Source organism: Flavivirga jejuensis (assembly GCF_030540765.1).
GTDB classification, from domain to species: Bacteria; Bacteroidota; Bacteroidia; order Flavobacteriales; family Flavobacteriaceae; genus Flavivirga; species Flavivirga jejuensis.
This window is the reverse complement of sequence record NZ_JAUOEL010000006.1, coordinates 380,939-403,050: the sequence shown is the minus strand read 5'-3', so window position 1 is coordinate 403,050 and position 22,112 is coordinate 380,939. Positions and strand designations below refer to the sequence as shown.

Below are 22,112 nucleotides of genomic sequence, written 5' to 3'. Positions count from 1 at the left end.
GATCGAGGAATACTGGTAACTGAATATTAAAAAAACATGAGCGAATTAAGTGTCAATCACTTATTAGGAATAAAATATCTTAAAAAACAAGATATCCAACTTATTTTTGAAACTGCCGATCATTTTAAAGAAGTGATTAATAGACCCATTAAAAAAGTGCCTTCGCTTAGAGATATTACCATTGCAAATCTTTTTTTTGAAAATTCAACAAGAACAAAATTATCATTCGAATTGGCAGAAAAACGTCTGTCTGCTGATGTTATAAATTTTTCGTCGGCACAATCTTCTGTAAAAAAAGGGGAGACTTTAATTGATACCGTTAATAATATATTATCTATGAAAGTAGATATGGTTGTGATGAGACACCCTAATCCAGGAGCAGGTGTCTTTTTATCAAAACATATTGATGCGAGTATTATTAATGCTGGTGATGGCGCTCATGAGCATCCAACGCAGGCGCTTTTAGATTCGTATTCTATAAGAGAAAAGCTAGGAGAAGTCGCAGGGAAGAAGGTTGTTATTGTAGGTGATATTCTTCATAGTCGTGTAGCGCTTTCAAACATATTTGCACTACAACTTCAAGGTGCGGAGGTAATGATTTGCGGACCAAAAACCTTAATACCCAAGTATATAGGTGGTATTGGAGTAAAGGTTGAAACAGACTTGCGCAAAGCCTTGAATTGGTGTGACGTAGCAAATATGCTACGTGTGCAAAACGAACGTATGGATATTAATTATTTCCCATCAACAAGAGAATATACACAACAGTTTGGTGTTAATAAAGAATTGCTAGATTCATTAGACAAAGAAATAACGATCATGCATCCAGGACCTATTAACAGAGGTGTGGAAATTACCAGCGATGTTGCCGATTCAAAACAATCTATTATTTTAGACCAAGTTCAAAACGGAGTAGCTATTAGAATGGCAGCTATTTATTTATTAGCATCCAAAATAAAACAGTAGATCATGATTTTAGACCAAAACGGAAACACTTCTATAATCACACAAGAAAAAGCCACGATTATAGAATTAGTTAAAAAACTACAGGCTTTATATCCAAAGTTTAAGAGCAATAATATTATAGTTGTTTTAACCTCTTTGAAAGAACTGAATTTACAAGATATTATTGAATTTCTTGAAATATCGAATACGCATCGCGCATCTAAGCAATCCTTTGTTGTTGTCTCAGATAAGATCAATTTAGAGGATATTCCAGAGGAAATTATATTAGTGCCTACTATTCAAGAGGCCTATGATATTATTGAGATGGAAGAAATAGAACGCGATTTAGGGTTTTAATATGAACGAATTACATCTTGCGCAGGTAAACATAGCAAAAAGGTTGGCTCCAATGGACGACCCCATCATGCAAGATTTTGTAAATAATTTAGATAAGATCAATGCTTTAGCTGATAGAAGCGAAGGTTTTGTATGGCGTTTAAAAGATGAGGATAAAGATTTAGCCAATCAAGTTTTTCAAGACGATACGTTACTTATTAATATGTCTGTCTGGGAAAATTTAGAAACGTTATTTAATTATACATATAAATCAGATCATATTGAGGTTTTTAAGCGTAAAAAAGAATGGTTCAGTAAAATGAAAATGATGCATATGGCATTTTGGTATGTCCCAAAAGGTTATGAACCAACGTTTCAAGATGCTAAAAATAGATTAGATTATTTAAATAAACATGGTGATACGCCATATGCTTTTAGTTTTAAAACTAAATTCACGGTATCAGATTCACTAAGCTACACACCTCTTTAGTAATATGAAATTAACTATTCTGGGTTGTTATAGTGCAACTCCAAGAACACTAAATAATACAACATCTCAAGTACTAGAAATTAATAACCACATGTTTCTAATTGATTGTGGAGAAGGGACACAGGTACAACTTCGTAAGCATAAAATTAAGTTTAATCGTATTAAACATATTTTTATATCACATTTACATGGTGATCATTTTTTTGGCTTGATTGGCTTAATATCAACTTTTAGATTACTTACAAGAGAAGCAGATTTACATATTTATGGACCAAAGGGCATTAAAGAAGTTACTATAATGCAACTAAAATTAGCAGATTCCTGGACTAATTATAATCTTATTTTCCATGAATTAACTTCAGATAGTTCTGAATTGGTTTTTGAAGACGAAAAAGTTGAAGTGTTTACGATTCCATTAAACCATAGGGTATATACAAATGGCTTTTTATTTAAAGAAAAAGAAGGAGATCGTAAGTTAAATATTGGAGCCGTTGAGGATGCGAACATAAATGTTGCATATTACCGAAAACTAACACAAGGTTTTGATGTTGTTAACGAAGCTGGTAAAACCATAAAAAATGAATCGGTTACCAAAGCGGGATTAAAACCAAAAAGTTATGCGTTTTGTAGTGATACTATGTACAAAGAGGACATTGTACCCATTATTAAAAACGTAGATGTTTTATACCATGAATCCACTTTTCTGGAAAAGCATGCGCATTTAGGCCCTAAAACAAAGCATTCTACAGCAAAAGAAGCGGCTACAATAGCGAAATTAGCAGACGTAGGCACTTTATTGTTAGGGCATTATTCGACGCGTTATGATAACTTAAATGCTTTTAAAGATGAAGCTCAAGAAGTTTTTGATCACGTAGAATTATGTGAAGACGGTAAAACGTTTGATTTTTAAACGAGTTCCTTCATACTTGAAACCCAATCCATAGCTTCAGTTAAACTAGTACAGCGTTTGATTTTTTTTGAAGAAAACTGTTTCTCAAGTTTTGCATTCATAAGTGTAAAGTTATTGTATGCTATAATGGCACTAAATTGAATAATGCCATATTTTTTATATACTTTTTCCCAAGATTGCGGATCTAATGAATAAGAATTTATTCTATTAGAAACATAGCCTAGTTTAGCATCTTTGCCATAAAAATCACGTACTTCATTCATAAGATAATCAACCATATCCCACTCAAAATGTATACCTTCAAATATTTCTCCAATAAAAAAATTATCGCAAAAATAAAAGTCTCCATAGGTTGTTTCTAATTTATAATGCTTTAAATTTTTATAATATTCGGAATTTTCAAATCTCATGTTAGTTCTATTTGGGGGGTACTAAATTAAGAAGTTTATGAGAACATTATAACATAAAAAAGTTATTTTTTTTGTTATTTTGTACTTATGGAAAAGGATTTAAGTAATTATAGAAAATCTTACGAAAAACACGAATTACTTATAAAAGACGTGCCTAAAAACCCGATGGAATTATTCCAGAAATGGTTTCATGATGTAGATGAATTTTTTACTCAAGATGAAACTAATGCTATGACGGTTTCTACAATTGGGTTAGATGGATTTCCGAAAAATAGGGTAGTGCTACTTAAACGTTTTACATATGAAGGGTTTATTTTTTATACGAATTATAACAGTGAAAAAGGAAAAGCAATAGCTAAAAACCCCAATGTATGTTTATCTTTTTTTTGGCATGGAGCAGAACGTCAAATTATTATTAAAGGGCAAGCAGAAAAGATTGCTGAGAATTTAAGTGATGGTTATTTTGAGTCCAGACCCAGAGGAAGTCAATTAGGGGCAATTGTTTCAAATCAGAGTGATGTTATTGAAAGTAGAGACATTATTGAAAAAAGGCTTTTAAAATTAGAAAAAGAATTTGAAGGTAAAGAAATTACAAGACCTGCCAATTGGGGAGGCTATATTGTAAAGCCATTAGAAATAGAATTCTGGCAAGGCCGTCCTAATAGATTACACGACAGAATTAGATATAAACTCGATGCAGATTACAATTGGGTGATAGATCGATTATCTCCATAAATTATCGTTTAAATACTATGTTTTTGTTTGTAAAATCGCACTTAGTCGATTAAATGCTGAATAACTCGATAAAAACCAAGTTTTTAATCGATTTTAACATTTTATTAACATTTACTTCAGAGGTAGGTTGCTAATTTTACAGAACCTAATCTAAATTACCTACTTATGAAGTTATTAATAAAACTGCCTTTATTGGTATTGTTTGCTGTATTGACAATTACTTCTTGTTCAACAGACAGCATAGATGATAAGGCTGATACTATAGAGTTAAGCCTTATAACACAAGAAACAAAAACCATTGAATTAGAGATACTAAAACGCATTAATGATTATAGATTGTCATTAGAATTGACTGCTTTAGATGATATGTCTTTAGTGAAATCTGTAGCATATAGTCATACTGATTATATGTTGAATAATGGCAAAGTATCGCACGATAATTTTTATACTCGTAGTGATTATTTAAAAGCTAATGCTGGTGCTGAGAAAGTGTCTGAAAATGTTGCATATGGATATAGTACTGCTGAAACTGTTGTAACGGCTTGGATAAAGAGTGATGGACATAGAGGGACTATAGAAGGCGATTTTACAAACTTTGATATTTCAGCAGAAAAAAACGAAAATGGAAGATGGTATTTTACTAACATCTTTATAAAAAAATAAGATTGCTTTTTAAAAAAGCAATTAAAATATAGCCTAATTTAATGTACTAATTTTTAGCAAAAAACGCATGACTTAATTGTGCAACGTAGAATTAAATGGGTTATTTATTGATAACTTCATTGTTATTGAAATTTAGCTTTAGGTAAAAAATCCTCTCATAAACGAGAGGATTTTTGTTTTAAAACTATTTTTAGAATAGACTTCATATTCTTAGGATTAATCACGCTAAACTAAAAACCATCAAAAGATATCTCTCCTGATGGTTTTAATTATTTATTGAATTAAGTTTAGATTATTCCATTTTGACCACTATAAATTGTGTACGTCTGTTTGTTTCATGTTGCTCTTCGGTACATTTAACAGAATCATCGCAATCATTAGCCAATTTTTGCTCCCCATAGCCTTTATACTCAGTGATTCTGGCTGGATCGACTCCTTTCTCTATTAAGTAATTATATGTGGCTTTAGCTCTATCTAGAGATAGCTTATTGTTGTATTCAAATGAGCCTCTAGAATCTGTATGCGACTCTATTTTAATGACCATGCTTGGATAGATATTCATCATTAAATTAACGATTCTATCTAATTCCACAGTGCCATCACGTCTAATATCAAATTTATTAAAGTCGAAGTAAATAGGATAGAATTCTGTAATAGGAGCCACCTTTTTTATAATACGATTTAGATTAAAGTTTTCAGTAATGCTTGTTACTTTATTTTCGACACCTTTAGAAGTGATATGTCTAGTATCGTCTATATAATTATCTTTTTTAATGTTTATTTTATAATCGGTATCTCTATCTATATTTATTTCATAATACCCATTTTCATCTGTTTCTAAGCGTGCAATTTGTTTATCGTTAGTATCTAGTAGCGTCACTATAGCGTTTGGTACAGACTCGTTTGTGGTAACATCTGCTACAGTTCCTTCTATTTTTAATTGTGGAATTCTGATGTATGCGTAGATATCATCACTGCCAACACCACCGTCTCTATTGGATGCAAAATATCCAGATACCCCATCTTCATTCATAAAAAATGAAAAGTCATCTTTACTTGAATTTACAGGAACGCCAAGGTTTAGAATATTTATAATGTTATTGTTTTTATCAGAAACGGTTCCAAAAATATCTAACATACCTAATCCTGGATGTCCATCGGAAGCAAAGAAAAGAACGCCTTCATTATTAATAAATGGGAATCTTTCATTTTTATCTGTATTCACCACATCTCCTGAGTTTTGAGGTGTTCCAAAAGAACCATCACTATTTATGTCTACATAGTAAATATCTGTTCCACCAAAACCACCAGACCTATTAGAAGCAAAATATAACTTTGTCTCATCATTGTTTAATGCTGGATGTCCATTAGAAAAGGCCTTGTTATTAAAAGGTAGTTCTTCAATATTTGTCCATTTACCTTCGATTAGCGTAGCTTTATATATTTTAAGATTTGTCATACCTTCTTCGTCTTTTCCTAAAACATCTTTGTTATAATTATTTCTAGAAAAATAGATTGTTTTACCATCTTTTGTTATGGTAATTGGCCCTTCATGATAGATAGAATTTATGTCTCCTTTAAGTTTAGATTTATGATCGACGATACTATCATTAGCACTCTTATCGGTTGCATATATGTCTAAAAAAGGTTCTTCATTCCAGCCGTAAATATGTTTTGTAGACACACCTACATTTCTAGAAGATGCAAAGTAAATGGAACCATCGTGTTCGTAAGCTCCAAAATCGCTATACTTTGAATTGAAATTGACATTAGATAAAAAGTATTGTTGTTTCGCGTTGAAAATAGCGTTAATAAAATCTGAATCTTTTAAAAACGTGGCTTCTTTTATTTCGCCACCAGCTTTTTTATAGCGTTTCATCCAAACACGAGATTCTTTATAGTTTTTTATGCCTCTTAGTGCTTGTGCATAATTATAATAGTATGCAATAGGAACATGAGGTTGTTCTACTACTTTTTTATAGTAGACCACAGCGCTATCTGGGTTCCTCATAAAGGCATAACTATCTGCTAGTTGTCTTGTTGCATAATCTGCATTAAAGTCTTTTTCTATAAGATTATAGTAAACTTGAGAAGCGCTAACAAACGAAAACTTATTAAATAGCTTGTCTGCTTTTTTTTGAGAACCATATTGAGCAAGTGCCGAAAAACTTGACAGCAATATGATACTAGTTAATATGTGATTTTTAAATGCCATGGGGTCTATTAGTTTTAATTAAAAAGCTATTACTATTTAGTAATAGCTTTTATTTCTTATACACAGTTTGGTTAATGCCGTGTTGTTATTCCATTTTTATAACTATAAATTGAGTACGTCTGTTTAATTGATGTGCTTCTTCTTCACAGTCTTGCCCATCTTCACAGCCATTGGTTAGTCTACGTTCACCAAAACCTTGATGTTCTGTGATTCTAGCTGCATCAATTCCTTTAGAGATTAAATATTCATAAGTTGCATTTGCTCTATCGATAGATAATTTATCATTATATGTTAAGTCTCCTCTTGAATCTGTATGAGATTCAATTCGTATTACCATTTCTGGGTAATCATTTTGCATTAAACCAACAATTTTATCTAATTCTAAAGCTGCATCCTCTCTAATATTATACTTGTTGAAATCAAAATAAATAGTGTTTAATTCTGCAAGTTTTATAACATTAGGTACTGGGTTTAATAATAAATTAGCATTAATCGTGATGAGTTCGGTTTGAATATTTTTAGATGTAAATGTTCTGTAGTCATCAATATATTTATCTTGACTTGCCACAATTTTATAATCTTTATTTCTATCAATGTTTATTTGATAATAACCATTTTCATCAGTAATCATATCGGCTATTTTATTATCCTGATCGTCATATAGAGCAATTACAGAATTAGCAATAGGTTTTGTATTGATCGCATCGGTTACAACACCTTCAACATGAAGTACAGGTTCTCTGTGGAAGGCATAAATATCATCACTACCACGACCACCTTTTCTGTTTGACGCAAAATAACCAGTAATACCATTTGGGTTCATAGTGAATGAAAAATCATCTTTATTAGAATTAACTGGTACTCCTAGATTTATAACATCTGCTATGCTATCTTCTTCTTCACCTTTAATGGTTGCAAAAATATCTAATAAGCCTAAGCCTGTGTGTCCATCTGAAGAGAAGAATAAAACGCCTTCATTGTTTATAAACGGAAATCCTTCGGCACTTTCTGTATTTACAACGTTTCCAAGATTTTGTAAATCTGTTAAAGTCCCATCGGGGTTTATATTAATGACCCATATATCTGAACCTCCTTTGGTACCAGGTCTATCTGATGTAAAGTATAATTTAGTATCATCTATATTTAATGCAGGATGTTGTGTTGAAAAATCATCTCCATTGATTGATAGATCTTCGATGTTTGTCCATAAACTATCCACCAAGGTGGCTCTGTAAATTTTCATATTTGTTAAGCCTTTCTTGTCCTTGACTTCTACACCTTCAGTAAAATTATTTCTTGAAAAATACATGGTACGTCCATCTTTTGTAATGGTTACCGGGCCATCGTGATAAACAGAATTTATATCTCCTTTTATTTTTCCTGTGTGATCCACATTTCTTTTAGAGCCAACATCTGTTACGTAAACGTCTAAAAAAGGTTGTTCATTCCAGCCATATAGACGTTTTATAGAAACACCTTCATCTCTAGAAGACGCAAAATATACTTTGCCATCATGTTCGAAAGCGCCAAAATCACTATATTTTGAATTGAAGCGAACTCTATCTAAAAAATATTGTTTTTTAGCACCAAATACACTAGTAATAAAATTTATATCCTTAGAGAAGTCATTTGAACTTACTACGCCTCCAGAATCTTTAAAGCGTTTTAACCAAATTTGAGAATCGTCATATTTTTTCATACCACGAAGTGCTTGTGCATACTTATAGTAATAATCAATAGGCACATTTTTTTGCTTCACGACACTTTTATAATATCTCGAAGCATTTCTAGGGTCTCTTAAATAAGCATAGCAATCTGCTAATTGGCGTGTTGCATAATCCTTATTATAATTATTATTAATAAGTTCTCTGTAAACTTTTGCAGCTTTTACAAAAGAGAATTTATTGAATAATGTATCTGCTCTTTTTTGTTTTCCTTGTTGAGAGTATACAGAAAAGCTTAATATTAAAGCGATACAGACTAATATGTAATTTTTATTTTTCATATAAAAAATCTAATTAGAAATATCTTGGTGATTTTAATTTAGAACTTAAGAATTTAAATTCGTAAATAAGTAATATTTCATGAGTACCAGTTGAATAACTCGCTATGTCTGAAATTGCTTTTTCGTAAGCATAGCCTATACGTAATTGTCTTGATACTTGAAAATCTGCAATACCACCAATAGCGGCTGTTTGTTCATTAATTCTATAGGAACCACCTAACCAAAATTTCTCATTGAATAAGAAATTAGCAGTAAGATCGAACGATAGGGGGGCACCATTGGTTGCTTTTATTAAACCTGCTGGTTTAAATTTGATACTATTATTTATATCCAGTACAGTACCTAATGTAAAATAGTAGCTAACACGTTCTAAGGCTTTATAATCGCTTTCTGTGTTTTCATCAGTGTTTAATATTCTAGGGACAGATAACCCTGCATAAAACCTATTTGTATGATAGTAAAGACCAGCACCAATATTTGGAGCCCAACGATTTTCTGTTCCATTAAAAAATGGATCTTGAGATATTGATGGGTCATTTAAAAAATCTTGATCAAAACTATAACCAGTAAAACCACCTTTTATACCAAATGCTAATTTTCCATTAAGTCCAGTAGGAATACTGTATGAAAAATCACCGTACAGGTATGAATAGTTTTGTGGGCCTAAGTCATCTTCGATAAAGGTTAACCCTAATCCAATACGATCATTTCTTAGCGGTGTATGAATGGAAAGGGTTTGTGTTATAGGACCTCCTTTAAAACCAACCCATTGGCTTCGATGTAATCCAACAATGCTTAGCGCTTCTCTACTTCCTGCATAGGCAGGATTTATTGAGATTGTATTGTACATGTACTGGGTGAACTGCGGTAATTGTTGCGCAACTCCAACCGTACAACTTAACAATGCAATAGCGATTATATTATATTTAATAAGTTTCATCTGTTTGAATTTTATTGTTTTTAATTTGCCAGATGTCATTCACCATATCAATTATATTCGGGTACTATCGAATATTCGTTATGGTTCATTTCATAGGTTAATATTTTTATTTGGTTCCTAAGTAAACGGGTCCTGTAACAGGATTCAATCCACTGTTTTGTAATTGTACTATATAATAATATGTTCCGTTAGGGACTTTTCCAGCGGCTCCAATAGCTCCTTTACCAGTTGTACCGTTCCAATCATTTTGATAATTATCAGATTCGTATACTAAAGCACCCCATCGGTTAAATATTTTTACGTCGTATTGAAAGCCACACAATTCAATACCAGAGATTTCGAAAAACTCGTTATATGCATCTCCATTTGGAGTTACCGCTTTAGATATAACAATGTCGTTTTCACCACAAGGTAATACCACGCAATCTGCATGCACATTCATCGTGATTTCTGTAATACTTATACAGCCTTGATCTGTAGTTGTGTATTTGAATTTGTAATCAATTCCACCACTGTCTGGTAAAAAGTCCAGGCTTAGTTCAAGTCCAGAAGGATCAAATATATTACCGTTTAGCGTTGCTGCAGGATCTCCTTCTAACAGTTCCCATGTACCATTTTTATTAAGATCGTCTGATAATAGATTGTCCATATTAATAGGGCCTTCATCATAACACCAGTCTGGAGCAGTTAAATCTGTAATAACTTCGTCAAGAGCAACATAAAGTGTTTGTGTGTAAACTTCTTCATTATCACATTCGTCTCTTACCGTCCAGGTTCTAACAATTTCGTAATCAACGAATGCATTTTCATCAAATGAGTTCGTTTCATTGAATACAACAACAATATCAGTAGAACAGTTATCGGTAAAGGTTACTTCTGGTGCATCAGGTATATCGGTGCAACTAACATTTAATGTTTCGGTAATGTCTGTTGTTGGAGCAGGAGGTGTTGTATCATCAATAGTATAAGTATACATATATACATAAGTATTTCCTGTACAATCTCTATAAGAGAACGCATATATTTTGTCTCCTTTACATACTGGATCAGCATTTTGAGTTATTGTTGGTATAATATCATTACCGCATGCATCTGTAACGGTAGGTGCAATAGGCTGTACTGCATCTGCGATACATTCCACTGTTGAGCCAGTATTAGTAGGAACTACAGGAGCTGTAGTTACCTCGATAGTATAAGTATATGCCCAATCAGCAGTATTTCCAACACAATCCTCATAAGTATAAGTATATGTTCTGGTTCCTTCACAAGTTACAGGATCAGGATTCTCAGTAATTACTGCTGCCGAAGGCAATAAAATATTATTACAAGCATCTACTACATTAGGGAGCGTAAAAGTTTCTGTAGCATCTCCAATACATTCAACAGTGCTGGTTCCATCTGGATCTGTAATGGAGAAAGCAGGAGTGTCTATAGTATAAGTATACGCCCAATTTGCAGTATTTCCAGCACAATCCTCATAAGTATAAGTATATGTTCTGGTTCCTTCACAGGTTAACGGATCAGGATTTTCTGTAATGACTGCTGCCGAAGGAATTATAGTATCCCCATTTGCATCTACAACATTAGGCAGTGTAAAAGTTTCTGTGGCATCCCCGATGCATGCAACGGTACTAGCACCATCAATAGGTACGGTAAACGGCGCTAATTCAATAGTATACGTATATGTCCAATTCGCAGTGTTCCCTGCACAATCCTCATAAGTAAAGGTGTAAACAATCTCTCCTTCACAAGTAGGAGTTGTAGACACAGTTGGAGCAGAAGGTATAATATTAGTGTTACAGTTATCATTAACAGTAGGAGGTGTAGGCTCAACTGCATCGGCTAAATTATCAACAGTTTCCACACCATTAGTAGGTAATGTAAAAGGTAAAAGATCAATAGTATAGGTATATGCCCAATTGGCAGTATTTCCAACACAATCCTCATAAGTATAAGTATATGTCCTGGTTCCTTCACAAGTTACAGGATCAGGACTCTCAGTAATTACTGCATTAGAAGGCAATAAGATATTATTACAAGCATCTACCACATTAGGCAGTGTAAAAGTTTCTGTAGCATCCCCAATACATTCAACAGTACTGGCACCATCTGGATCTGTAATAGAGAAAGCAGGAGTATCTATAGTATAGGTATACGCCCAATTTGCAGTATTTCCAGCACAATCTTCATAAGTATAAGTATATGTTCTGGTTCCTTCACAGGTTAACGGATCAGGATTCTCAGTAATTACCGCAGCAGAAGGTGATAAGATATTATTACAAGCATCTACCACATTAGGAAACGTAAAAGTTTCTGTAGCATTCCCAATACATTCAACAGTACTGGCTCCATCTGGATCTGTAATAGAGAAAGCAGGAGTGTCTATAGTATAGGTATATGCCCAATTTGCAGTATTTCCAGCACAATCCTCATAAGTATAAGTATATGTTCTGGTTCCTTCACAAGTTAATGGATCAGGATTTTCTGTAATGACTGCTGCTGAAGGAGTTATAGTATTCCCATTAGCATCTACCACATTAGGCAGCGTAAAAGATTCCGTAGCATTCCCGATACATGCAACGGTACTGTTACCATTAGCAGGTACGGTAAACGGCGCTAATTCAATAGTATACGTATATGTCCAATCTGCAGTGTTTCCAGCACAATCCTCATAAGTAAAGGTGTAAACAATAGCTCCTTGACAATCAGGTGCTGTAGATACAGTTGGAGCAGAAGGTATAATATTAGTGTTACAATTATCATTAACAGTAGGAGGTGTAGGCTCAACTGCATCGGCTAAATTATCAACAGTTTCTACACCATTAGTAGGTAATGTAAAAGGTAAAAGATCGATAGTATAGGTATATGCCCAATTAGCAGTATTTCCAACACAATCCTCATAAGTATAAGTATATGTTCTAGTTCCTTCACAAGTTACAGGATCAGGAGTCTCAGTAATTACTGCATTAGAAGGCAATAAGATATTATTACAAGCATCTACCACATTAGGTAGCGTAAAAGTTTCTGTAGCATCCCCAATACATTCAACAGTACTGGCACCATCTGGATCTGTAATAGAGAAAGCAGGAGTGTCTATAGTATAAGTATACGCCCAATTTGCAGTGTTTCCAGCACAATCCTCATAAGTATAAGTATATGTTCTGGTTCCTTCACAGGTTAACGGATCAGGATTCTCAGTAATTACCGCAGCAGAAGGTGATAAGATATTATTACAAGCATCTACCACATTAGGAAATGTAAAAGATTCTGTAGCATTCCCAATACATTCAACAGTACTGGCTCCATCTGGATCTGTAATAGAGAAAGCAGGAGTGTCTATAGTATAGGTATATGCCCAATCTGCAGTGTTTCCAGCACAATCCTCATAAGTATAAGTATATGTTCTGGTTCCTTCACAAGTTAATGGGTCAGGATTTTCTGTAATGACTGCTGCTGAAGGAGTTATAGTATTCCCATTGGCATCTACCACATTAGGCAACGTAAAAGATTCTGTAGCATTCCCGATACATGCAACGGTACTATTACCATTAGCAGGTACGGTAAACGGCGCTAATTCAATAGTATACGTATATGTCCAATCTGCAGTGTTTCCAGCACAATCCTCATAAGTAAAGGTGTAAACAATAGCTCCTTGACAATCAGGTGCTGTAGATACAGTTGGAGCAGAAGGTATAATATTAGTGTTACAATTATCATTAACAGTAGGAGGTGTAGGCTCAACTGCATCGGCTAAATTATCAACAGTTTCTACACCATTAACAGGTAATGTAAAAGGTAAAAGATCGATAGTATAGGTATATGCCCAATTTGCAGTATTTCCAACACAATCCTCATAAGTATAAGTATATGTTCTGGTTCCTTCACAGGTTAACGGATCAGGACTCTCAGTAATTACCGCATTAGAAGGCAATAAGATATTATTACAAGCATCTACCACATTAGGCAGCGTAAAAGTTTCTGTAGCATCCCCAATACATTCAACAGTACTGGCACCATCTGGATCTGTAATAGAGAAAGCAGGAGTGTCTATAGTATAAGTATACGCCCAATTAGCAGTATTTCCAACACAATCCTCATAAGTATAAGTATATGTTCTGGTTCCTTCACAGGTTAATGGATCAGGATTTTCAGTAATGACTGCTGCTGAAGGAGTTATAGTATTCCCATTGGCATCTACCACATTAGGCAGCGTAAAAGATTCTGTAGCATTCCCGATACATGCAACGGTGCTATTGCCATTAGCAGGTACGGTAAACGGCGCTAATTCAATAGTATACGTATATGTCCAATCTGCAGTGTTTCCAGCACAATCCTCATAAGTAAAGGTGTAAACAATCTCTCCTTCACAAGCAGGTGCTGTAGATACAGTTGGAGCAGAAGGTGTAATATTAGTGTTACAATTATCATTAACAACAGGAGGTGTAGGCTCAACTGCATCGGCTAAATTATCAACAGTTTCTACACCATTAGCAGGTAATGTAAAAGGTAAAAGATCGATAGTATAGGTATAAGTATAAACAGAAACATTTCCTGCACAATCTGTATAAGTAAATGTATAAATTTTGTCTCCTTCACAAACAGGATCTGCGTTTTGAGTGATTACAGGTGTGATATCTCCACCACATACATCTGCAACCACAGGAGCCGTAGGTTGTGTTGCATTAGCAAGACATTCTACTGTATCACTGCCATTAGTGGGTACTATAGGAGCTGTTGTATTAATTACATTAATGGTTTGAGTGGTTGTAGTAAAATTATCACAAGCATCCGTAATAGTATACGTTCTGGTAACAACAACTGGACATGTACCTGTGGCACTATCAGAGCTAGTCACGACAAGATTGGCATCATTCGTACAATTATCATCTATAGTCAATCCTAAAACTTCAAGAGCCGCTACTGTATTAACTGGAGCAGTAACATCGGAAGCAACACATCCTTCTGCGGTAGATTCTGGAATTGTTCCTGATATAGTAGGATCAGTCACATCAGTAATATTAATAATTTGTATTGCAGTATCTGTATTACCACAATCATCGGTAGCGGTATAAGTTCTGGTTATTGTATAAGGACAACTTGTACTTTGTGTAATTTCATCAATATAAGTTATACTAACGATAGTACCATTATCTGATGCTTCATAACCTGTTGTTACATAGGTATCTTTTATATCTGCTGATTGCGATGCACTATAAACATATCTTGTATTTAATGCTGTCATATCATTTTCGTCACAGCCTTCAATATCTAAAGGGCTAGGAGCTGTAATAACTGGAGCTTCATTAACGTAATTTAAATATTCAATAGGTATAATGCTTGGAACGGGTATTGGGTCTCCAATACAAAGGCCTGTTGTTTCATAACCTTGTATTAAATCAAAGTTGAAAGGTAAATTTGATATGGCACCAACACCGCTAATGTTTCCGTTTACAGATACATTAGGATCGAAAGCAGGATCGCTTAGAATAGAACAATCTGTTGTAACAGTTAAAGTAAAGCTAATATCTGCTAGTACGGTGTCTGGATCTGTTGGTACTGGTAATGTTCCTATGTTCCATACAATAGAACCATTTGATCCTGGACTAGGAACGTGAGTAGGAACGTTTGGGTTTGTAATTGGTGTTAAAGGTGGGTATAAATGATAATCTATATTTAAATCATCAGGATTAACAGACTCTGGCAGAGGAATTGTAATTATAGTGTTATTTGTAGCCTCTGTACCTTTGTTTTTTATCTCAATAGCATAATCTGCATTTTCATCTGGTTCTAACGATGAATTTCCTGCGCCAGGTGTATTTCCATCTATGAGTACATTTGTTAAAATACCTTCTAGTTCAGGAACATGCGCATCTACTGAAAATGTGGTATTAAAGATGACATAAGAATCGACACCAGCACCATATCTAAAGGATGTATTGCTTTGAGAGTTTCCAATAAGACTATTGTTGTTATTAGGTATATCAAACATTATTATATCTAATCCAGTATTGTTGACCAGTTCAGGCTCTCTTGCATTACCACCAGTTATTATAGATGAATCAAAAAAGTTATTGGTAGCGCCTCTATTATTAGTTAACCTTTGATAGTTTCCTGTTTCTAATATTTCTATCTCGAAATAATCACCATTCCATTGTAATTCCCCTTCACCAGCCATAAGACCTAGCTTAACATTTACATCTCCTGCTTGTACAGCATTGAAACCATTAATATCGATTTGGAATTCATTATTACCTTCTGGTACATAGGCATGTCCATCAAAAACAGTAATGTTTCTCCATTTCATCTTAGAATTCTCATAAACAATTACCATACCCCATCCACCAGAAAAACCAGTGAGATCTTGACTTCCTTCGTTTAAAGCTATATCGGCTACAAAATATTCACCAAGCCCGTTATCTCTTACATATTGTGTTACTTCTTTGTAAGCTGTAAAAAGGTTTTCATCAATATTTGAAGGGTAATATATATCGGACGGATCTGCAGTAAGTTCTGTATAATTAGAAGATCCAGGCCCTTTTATTAATACTTTTTGCTTATCAAAATTTTTAGTAATATTATTTTTTGTAACCTGAAATGTATTTGGATTATTATCTCCATCATTATTACTGTCACTACCAGTATCTGCTCTACCTACCCAATATAATCCTGCAAAAAGAATATCTGAACATTCTGGGATAGCTCCATTTTCAGTTGAAAAACCTAATGTAGAAGAAGAAGAGTTAAATGTATTGTTACCAGGAACAGCGAACTCATCAACATCTACATATCTCATATCACCGTTATTCGGACTCGTCTCATTATAATTAACAAGTGTGAGGTTCGTGTTACCGATCATAGTAAAATCCCCTTTAATGTTATATAATGTTTGTGTCGGAGTTAAGTCTGATGTTCTTGGCGTAAAAGGTACTCTAACTTGACTATAACTATTAGTAGTAGAGTAAGCGATTATAAGCAAAAAGGCAAATAACACCAATTTTAGTGAGGGTATATTTGCGAAGGTTTTCTTAGCGTATCGTTTTTTCATGTTTTAATCTTTTAAATTGGCCTTATGCTTTATTTAAGATGGTTTTTTTGAAGTATAAAAAACTCTTATTTGAGGGTTTACTTTTATAAATCCTTTTATTAGCTCTGCTGTACATTTAAAATTGCATTTTAGATATATATATATTAATTTGTTTAAGCCAGGTACATTAGATAAATCTAAAGTGTTATTTAAATCGTTAGTACTATTAATTTTTATAGTTATTAGTTGTACTTGATTGTATTTAACATTTTCACTATTCAATAAGTTTAAAGATTTGGTATCTTCAAATGTTAATTTAATAGGTAATCCTTCACCGTAAGTCTGCTTTTCAAGACCGTTTTCTATATATACAGTTGGGTGTAAATTATAAGCAAGCTTATTAAATTGAGTCCTTCCTTCATCAGTCTTCTTATTTATTGCTGATTTCGAAAAATTATTATTGCTTAATTCATAGATACCATTTTCCTGTGCTATTGCCTTATTGGAAAAAAATAATGAAATGAAGCACGTAAAAAGAAAAGTACAAAACGTTAAAGTCAATTTATTTTTCATGATTTAGTATAATTATTTTATTTAGAAACTATATATTATAAACACATAATATGTCGAAATAGTCACATAGAGGGATTGATGTTTATTATTAATGAAAACAGTAAAAAAGTTTTTGAGGGAAAAAACTGTGAGGGATAAACATTTGTTAATAATGCTTTTTTTTTATTTGGTATTTTATTCAGGGTCATAACTTTAAAAACTTTAGTAGGCGTTACAAAAAAACGTATATACTATTGTCTGTTCAAAAATATATGGTAAATCACTTATAAATTCGTTTAAAAGCTTTTAGTGGGCTTTTAGTCGTTGTTATAAGTTTTTAATCGATTTTCATAATTACGAATCGTTTTAATTTATATAAACACCTGGTATTTAGGTGTTTGTAGTGTTTTTCATATACGATTATTTTAACTAATTTTACAAACTAACAACTTGAATTTTATCAATAAAATAACTTTTTATCGATAAAAAAGTCACTTAATCGGTATATTATGAAAAAATTAATCTTGATAAGGCATGCTAAATCTTCATGGAAACATGATGTAATAGATCATGAAAGGCCTCTTAATGAAAGAGGTTTTAAAGACGCCGATTTAGTTTCAATTAGTTTAAAGGAAGATGATTTAAATATAGACTTGGTCTTGACTAGTGATGCTATGCGTGCAAAAACCACGGCAAATATCTTTATTTCTAACCTCGATATTGATACAAATATTGTGCATTTAAATCATGAGTTATATGATTTCTCAGGAATCAATCTTGTTGAAGTTGTTAAAACATGTGATAATACTGCTAATACTCTTATGCTTTTTGGGCATAATCATGCCATTACAGCTTTTGTAAATACGTATGGCAGTAGTTACATAGATAATGTTCCAACGAGTGGTGTGGTTATTATAGAATTTGATATTGATAATTGGAAAGATTTAAATAAAGGAACTACTACAAAAACTTTATTTCCTAGAGACTTAAAATAATATAATTATTGAGTAGGGACCAGTTTTTGTATGATGCTTGTTTATGTTTTATAAGAGCCGCTATCTGATATATACATAGTGTATAACCCTTTCTGAAACCTTTAGATTTCATATTTTTTTAATAATAATGTTTAGCTTAAATAGAATATATTTGTACTCATTATTAAATAATGAGTTATTCAATGACAAAACCAGAATTACAAAATAATAATTATATAAATAGAGAAATAAGTTGGTTGCAATTTAATGCTCGAGTTTTACAAGAAGCGTCAGACGAAAACGTACCATTAATAGAACGTCTGCGGTTTTTAGGTATTTTTTCTAACAATTTGGATGAATTTTTTAAAGTTAGATATGCTACTGTAAAACGTATTGTAGAAGCTGGGAAAGGAGGAAAGAACGCTTTAGGAGGTATAAAAGCAAAAGAACTGCTGGAAATTATAACTCAAATTGTAATAAAACAACAAAGTAAAAGTTTAGAAATATTAAATACGATTCATCAAAGACTAGAGGATGAAAATATTTATATTATTGATGAAAATCAAATTGATGATGCGCAGCATGATTTTATAAAAAAATACTTTTTAACGAAAGTTAGCCCTGCTTTAGTAACTATTATTTTGAACGACTCTGTAGTACTTCCTAATTTAAAAGATAGTGGTGCTTATTTAGCGGTTAGAATGTTAATGTGTAATGATGAAAGGCAGTTTGCATTAGTAGAGATTCCAAAATCCTTTAATAGATTCGTTGAGTTGCCAAAAGATGGTGAGAAGAGTTATATTATAATGATTGATGATTTACTCCGTCATTGTTTAAGTGATATTTTTAATATTTTCGACTATAAGAGTATTTCTGCTCACATGATAAAAATTACTCGTGATGGCGAGTTGGATTTTGAAAGTGATTTAAGTAAAAGTTTTATCGAGAAGATCTCCGATAGTGTTAAACACAGAAAAATTGGTGAACCTGTTCGTTTTGTATACGATAAGACTATAGATCAAGAGACCTTACAGTATTTAATGACTAAGATGGGGATTGATGATACAGATAGTATTATACCTGGAGGGCGCTACCATAACAGAAGAGATTACATGGGGTTTCCTAGTTTGGGTAGAAACGATCTTCTTTATAATAAAATAGAAGCTTTACCTATTAAAGGGCTTAGCTTAGAGGCTAGTATTTTTGAAGCTATTAAGGAAAAAGATTATTTACTTCAAGCTCCATATCAAACCTTTTCTTATGTTGTTAAGTTTTTAAGAGAGGCTGCTTTAGATCCCAGTGTAAAAACTATAAAGATTACTATTTATCGTTTAGCTGAAATATCGCATGTAGCGAGTTCGCTTATTAATGCAGCTATTAATGGTAAATCGGTTACCGTGTCTATAGAGCTACAAGCTAGATTTGATGAGCAAGCCAATATAGATTATGCACAACAAATGGAGGGAGAAGGTATTAATTTAATTTTTGGAGTAACAGGTTTAAAAGTGCATAGTAAAATGTGCGTTGTAGAACGAGAGGAAGGTAAAAAACTGAAGCGTTATGGTTTTGTGAGTACTGGAAATTTTAATGAATCTACGGCGAAAATTTATACAGATTATACTTTGTTTACTTCAGACCAGCGTATTTTAAAAGATGTAAATAAGATTTTTAGTTTCTTTGAGACTAATTATAAAATTTATACCTATAAACACTTAATAACTTCGCCACATAATACTCAAAAAGAAATTTTTAAATTAATAGATGCTGAAATTGAAGCTGTTAAAAACGGGGAATTAGGATATATAAGGTTAAAAATGAATAGTATTTCCAGCTATAAAATGGTTGATAAGCTTTATGAGGCAAGTAGAGCTGGTGTAAAGATTCAAATGATAGTTAGAGGTATTTGTTGTTTAATCCCTGGTGTAAAAGGAATGAGTGAAAATATTGAAGTTATTAGTGTTGTAGATAAGTTTTTAGAGCATTCCAGAGTTTATATATTCGGAAATAATGGCGATTCTAAAATTTATATTTCTTCTGCAGATTGGATGACCAGAAATATTGATAATAGAGTAGAAGTGAGCTGTCCTATTTATGATGATGATATTAAAAAAGAAATTATAGAGACGTTTAATATTAGCTGGAGTGACAATGTTAAAGCCAGACTATTAGGTGAATCACAAGAAAATAATTATAAAATAAATGATAAAGAAAAAGTAAGGTCTCAATTTGCTACTTACGATTATTATTTAAAAAAGTTAGATAGTTAGTATGCTTACAATAAAGAAATACGCAGCTATAGATATTGGTTCTAATGCTGTAAGGTTACTTATTTCAAATATCATTGAACAAAAAGGAAAACCTGTACAATTTAAGAAAAACTCATTGGTTCGTGTGCCTATACGACTAGGTGCTGATGTATTTGTGGAAAATAAGATTTCCAAAGAAAATTCGCAACGAATTGTTGATACCATGGTAGCATTCAAATTATTGATGAAATCGCATAAAGTGGTAAAATATAAAGCTTGTGCAACATCTGCGATGAGGGAATCTGGAAATGGTAAGGCAGTGGTCGATCTGGTTTTAAAAGAAGCAGGAATAAGTATAGATATCATTGAAGGAGAAGAAGAAGCTGCCATAATAGCAGCAACCGATTTGCATAAGTATATAGATAGTAATAAAACGTATCTTTATGTTGATGTGGGTGGTGGTAGTACTGAATTTACTGTAATACATAGAGGCGTACAAGTCGCTTCGAAATCTTTTAAAATAGGAACGGTTAGACTTCTTAATGATATTGTTAAAAAGAAATCTTGGAAAGAACTAGAGGCATGGATCGAAAAACATGCAAAAATTTATCATAAAATTGAAGTTATTGGTTCTGGTGGAAATATTAATAAAATATTTAAAGTATCAGGAAAAGCCATGGGGAAGCCGCTTTCATATTTTTATTTAACGACCTATTACAATATGCTTCAGAGTTATTCTTATGAAGAACGTATTACAGAACTAGGGTTAAATCAAGATAGAGCAGATGTTATTATTCCTGCCATGCGAATTTACCTTTCTTCGATGAAATGGAGTGGGGCAAAAAATATTTATGTTCCAAAAATTGGTTTAGCAGATGGTATAATTAAAAGTATCTATTACAATACTGTTTCTAGTAATACACAGTAAAATTATGCACTTTACCTTTTATAGTTGTTGGTTTTTGATTTTATAATATATATTCGTACCCGTATAATTACTTATGATTATATCCCAAACCTTTATTTTATTATGAAAAGAATATTACTATTTACAATCTTATTTGGTTTTTCATTTTATGGTTTTTCTCAAGACATAAAGTATGGTGTAAGAGGCGGCTTAAATATTTCAAATTTAGATTTTGATACTAACACTATTGTTAGTAATAAACATAGAAATAGTGTTTATATTGGTTTTTTTGCAAGCATAGGTTTGTCTAAAACCATTTCTTTGATGCCAGAAATACAGTTTTCTGCAGAAGGTGCTAAAGATGAACCTTTGCATTTGGATTACATACAAGCTCCTATTTTTTTTAGATTTAAAGTGAGTCAAAAAATTCATATTGGAGTAGGTCCACAGGTCGGAATTAAAGTGCACAAAGAAGACGATGGGATTAAAAACTTTGCTTATTCTGGTGTTGGCGGTGTTGAATACAGAATAAGCCATGTATTATTTGCAGATGCCAGGTATACATACGGTTTTTCTAATGTTTTTGACGATGATTTACTTGTTGAGGCTAAAAACTCAAATATACAAATAGGTATAGGTTATAGGTTTTAGAAACTGTTTAAGTTTAGTTTTTGGAATTAGTTTGGGTGATTACGTTCTCAGTCAAGGTAAAATAAATGCGAATAACATCACTATTTAAAGACATTTTGCTGCAGAATGA

General features: G+C 32.7%; 16 protein-coding genes. 10 read left to right on the top strand and 6 right to left on the bottom strand.

All coding sequences use genetic code 11. The annotated features are described in order from the left end of the window. Positions 1-36 precede the first annotated feature (36 nt). From Q4Q40_RS17850 to Q4Q40_RS17835, 4 genes are read left to right on the top strand one after another with little or no spacing between them, the layout of a single operon-like run. On the top strand, positions 37-966 hold the full coding sequence (locus Q4Q40_RS17850; RefSeq protein ID WP_303303320.1) for an aspartate carbamoyltransferase catalytic subunit: 930 nt from the start codon (positions 37-39) through the stop codon (positions 964-966). Positions 967-969: 3 nt separating this feature from the next. Next, the gene (locus tag Q4Q40_RS17845) at positions 970-1,302 is read left to right on the top strand and encodes a ribonuclease Z (protein ID WP_303303319.1); all 333 of its coding nucleotides are present in this window, start codon (positions 970-972) and stop codon (positions 1,300-1,302) included. Position 1,303: 1 nt separating this feature from the next. Further along, on the top strand, positions 1,304-1,771 hold the full coding sequence (locus Q4Q40_RS17840) for a DUF3291 domain-containing protein (RefSeq protein WP_303303318.1): 468 nt from the start codon (positions 1,304-1,306) through the stop codon (positions 1,769-1,771). 4 nt (positions 1,772-1,775) lie between these two features. Continuing rightward, positions 1,776-2,681 carry a ribonuclease Z gene (locus tag Q4Q40_RS17835; protein WP_303303316.1) on the top strand — a complete coding sequence of 302 codons (906 nt, stop codon included), beginning with the start codon at positions 1,776-1,778 and terminating at the stop codon, positions 2,679-2,681. Here the strand turns inward: Q4Q40_RS17835 and Q4Q40_RS17830 are convergent. After that, the gene (locus Q4Q40_RS17830) at positions 2,678-3,091 is read right to left on the bottom strand and encodes a hypothetical protein (protein WP_303303315.1); all 414 of its coding nucleotides are present in this window, start codon (positions 3,089-3,091) and stop codon (positions 2,678-2,680) included. The two genes, Q4Q40_RS17835 and Q4Q40_RS17830, sit on opposite strands and share 4 nt — an antisense overlap. An 87-nt stretch (positions 3,092-3,178) precedes the next feature. On the opposite strand from Q4Q40_RS17830, the gene pdxH reads away from it, so the two are divergent. Further along, the gene (gene pdxH / locus Q4Q40_RS17825) at positions 3,179-3,826 is read left to right on the top strand and encodes a pyridoxamine 5'-phosphate oxidase (RefSeq protein WP_303303314.1); all 648 of its coding nucleotides are present in this window, start codon (positions 3,179-3,181) and stop codon (positions 3,824-3,826) included. Positions 3,827-3,991: 165 nt separating this feature from the next. Next, entirely contained in the window at positions 3,992-4,489 is a 498-nt protein-coding gene (locus Q4Q40_RS17820; RefSeq protein ID WP_303303313.1) for a CAP domain-containing protein, read from the top strand. A 292-nt stretch (positions 4,490-4,781) separates the two neighbouring features. Here Q4Q40_RS17820 and Q4Q40_RS17815 read toward each other — a convergent pair whose 3' ends face one another. The 5 genes from Q4Q40_RS17815 to Q4Q40_RS17795 form a co-directional block, all read right to left on the bottom strand. Further along, the gene (locus Q4Q40_RS17815; protein ID WP_303303312.1) at positions 4,782-6,704 is read right to left on the bottom strand and encodes an OmpA family protein; all 1,923 of its coding nucleotides are present in this window, start codon (positions 6,702-6,704) and stop codon (positions 4,782-4,784) included. A gap of 85 nt (positions 6,705-6,789) precedes the next feature. After that, positions 6,790-8,709: an OmpA family protein gene (locus Q4Q40_RS17810; RefSeq protein ID WP_303303311.1), complete on the bottom strand. Its 1,920-nt coding sequence runs from the start codon at positions 8,707-8,709 to the stop codon at positions 6,790-6,792. A 13-nt stretch (positions 8,710-8,722) separates the two neighbouring features. Continuing rightward, positions 8,723-9,649, bottom strand: coding sequence for a PorP/SprF family type IX secretion system membrane protein (locus tag Q4Q40_RS17805; RefSeq protein ID WP_303303309.1), 927 nt, complete (start codon positions 9,647-9,649; stop codon positions 8,723-8,725). Between the two features lie 106 nt (positions 9,650-9,755). Beyond that, positions 9,756-16,694: a T9SS type B sorting domain-containing protein gene (locus Q4Q40_RS17800; protein WP_303303308.1), complete on the bottom strand. Its 6,939-nt coding sequence runs from the start codon at positions 16,692-16,694 to the stop codon at positions 9,756-9,758. 33 nt (positions 16,695-16,727) lie between these two features. After that, positions 16,728-17,246: a hypothetical protein gene (locus tag Q4Q40_RS17795; protein ID WP_303303307.1), complete on the bottom strand. Its 519-nt coding sequence runs from the start codon at positions 17,244-17,246 to the stop codon at positions 16,728-16,730. Between the two features lie 488 nt (positions 17,247-17,734). On the opposite strand from Q4Q40_RS17795, the gene Q4Q40_RS17790 reads away from it, so the two are divergent. The 4 genes from Q4Q40_RS17790 to Q4Q40_RS17775 all read left to right on the top strand — a co-directional run bounded on the left by Q4Q40_RS17790 (position 17,735) and on the right by Q4Q40_RS17775 (position 22,003). Beyond that, positions 17,735-18,220 carry a SixA phosphatase family protein gene (locus Q4Q40_RS17790; RefSeq protein ID WP_303303306.1) on the top strand — a complete coding sequence of 162 codons (486 nt, stop codon included), beginning with the start codon at positions 17,735-17,737 and terminating at the stop codon, positions 18,218-18,220. Positions 18,221-18,402: 182 nt separating this feature from the next. Beyond that, on the top strand, positions 18,403-20,466 hold the full coding sequence (gene ppk1, locus Q4Q40_RS17785; RefSeq protein ID WP_303303305.1) for a polyphosphate kinase 1: 2,064 nt from the start codon (positions 18,403-18,405) through the stop codon (positions 20,464-20,466). A gap of 1 nt (position 20,467) precedes the next feature. Next, positions 20,468-21,373, top strand: coding sequence for a Ppx/GppA phosphatase family protein (locus Q4Q40_RS17780; protein ID WP_303303304.1), 906 nt, complete (start codon positions 20,468-20,470; stop codon positions 21,371-21,373). Between the two features lie 102 nt (positions 21,374-21,475). Next, the gene (locus tag Q4Q40_RS17775; RefSeq protein ID WP_303303303.1) at positions 21,476-22,003 is read left to right on the top strand and encodes a porin family protein; all 528 of its coding nucleotides are present in this window, start codon (positions 21,476-21,478) and stop codon (positions 22,001-22,003) included. The last annotated feature ends 109 nt before the right edge of the window (positions 22,004-22,112 follow it).

Coding starts and splice junctions, on each gene's coding strand:
- Q4Q40_RS17800 (WP_303303308.1), bottom strand. CDS start 16,694: ATGAAAAAACGATACGCTAAGAAAACCTTCGCAAATATACCCTCACTA.
- Q4Q40_RS17790 (WP_303303306.1), top strand. CDS start 17,735: ATGAAAAAATTAATCTTGATAAGGCATGCTAAATCTTCATGGAAACAT.
- pdxH (WP_303303314.1), top strand. CDS start 3,179: ATGGAAAAGGATTTAAGTAATTATAGAAAATCTTACGAAAAACACGAA.
- Q4Q40_RS17815 (WP_303303312.1), bottom strand. CDS start 6,704: ATGGCATTTAAAAATCACATATTAACTAGTATCATATTGCTGTCAAGT.
- ppk1 (WP_303303305.1), top strand. CDS start 18,403: ATGACAAAACCAGAATTACAAAATAATAATTATATAAATAGAGAAATA.
- Q4Q40_RS17780 (WP_303303304.1), top strand. CDS start 20,468: ATGCTTACAATAAAGAAATACGCAGCTATAGATATTGGTTCTAATGCT.
- Q4Q40_RS17845 (WP_303303319.1), top strand. CDS start 970: ATGATTTTAGACCAAAACGGAAACACTTCTATAATCACACAAGAAAAA.
- Q4Q40_RS17830 (WP_303303315.1), bottom strand. CDS start 3,091: ATGAGATTTGAAAATTCCGAATATTATAAAAATTTAAAGCATTATAAA.
- Q4Q40_RS17820 (WP_303303313.1), top strand. CDS start 3,992: ATGAAGTTATTAATAAAACTGCCTTTATTGGTATTGTTTGCTGTATTG.
- Q4Q40_RS17805 (WP_303303309.1), bottom strand. CDS start 9,649: ATGAAACTTATTAAATATAATATAATCGCTATTGCATTGTTAAGTTGT.
- Q4Q40_RS17850 (WP_303303320.1), top strand. CDS start 37: ATGAGCGAATTAAGTGTCAATCACTTATTAGGAATAAAATATCTTAAA.
- Q4Q40_RS17835 (WP_303303316.1), top strand. CDS start 1,776: ATGAAATTAACTATTCTGGGTTGTTATAGTGCAACTCCAAGAACACTA.
- Q4Q40_RS17775 (WP_303303303.1), top strand. CDS start 21,476: ATGAAAAGAATATTACTATTTACAATCTTATTTGGTTTTTCATTTTAT.
- Q4Q40_RS17810 (WP_303303311.1), bottom strand. CDS start 8,709: ATGAAAAATAAAAATTACATATTAGTCTGTATCGCTTTAATATTAAGC.
- Q4Q40_RS17840 (WP_303303318.1), top strand. CDS start 1,304: ATGAACGAATTACATCTTGCGCAGGTAAACATAGCAAAAAGGTTGGCT.
- Q4Q40_RS17795 (WP_303303307.1), bottom strand. CDS start 17,246: ATGAAAAATAAATTGACTTTAACGTTTTGTACTTTTCTTTTTACGTGC.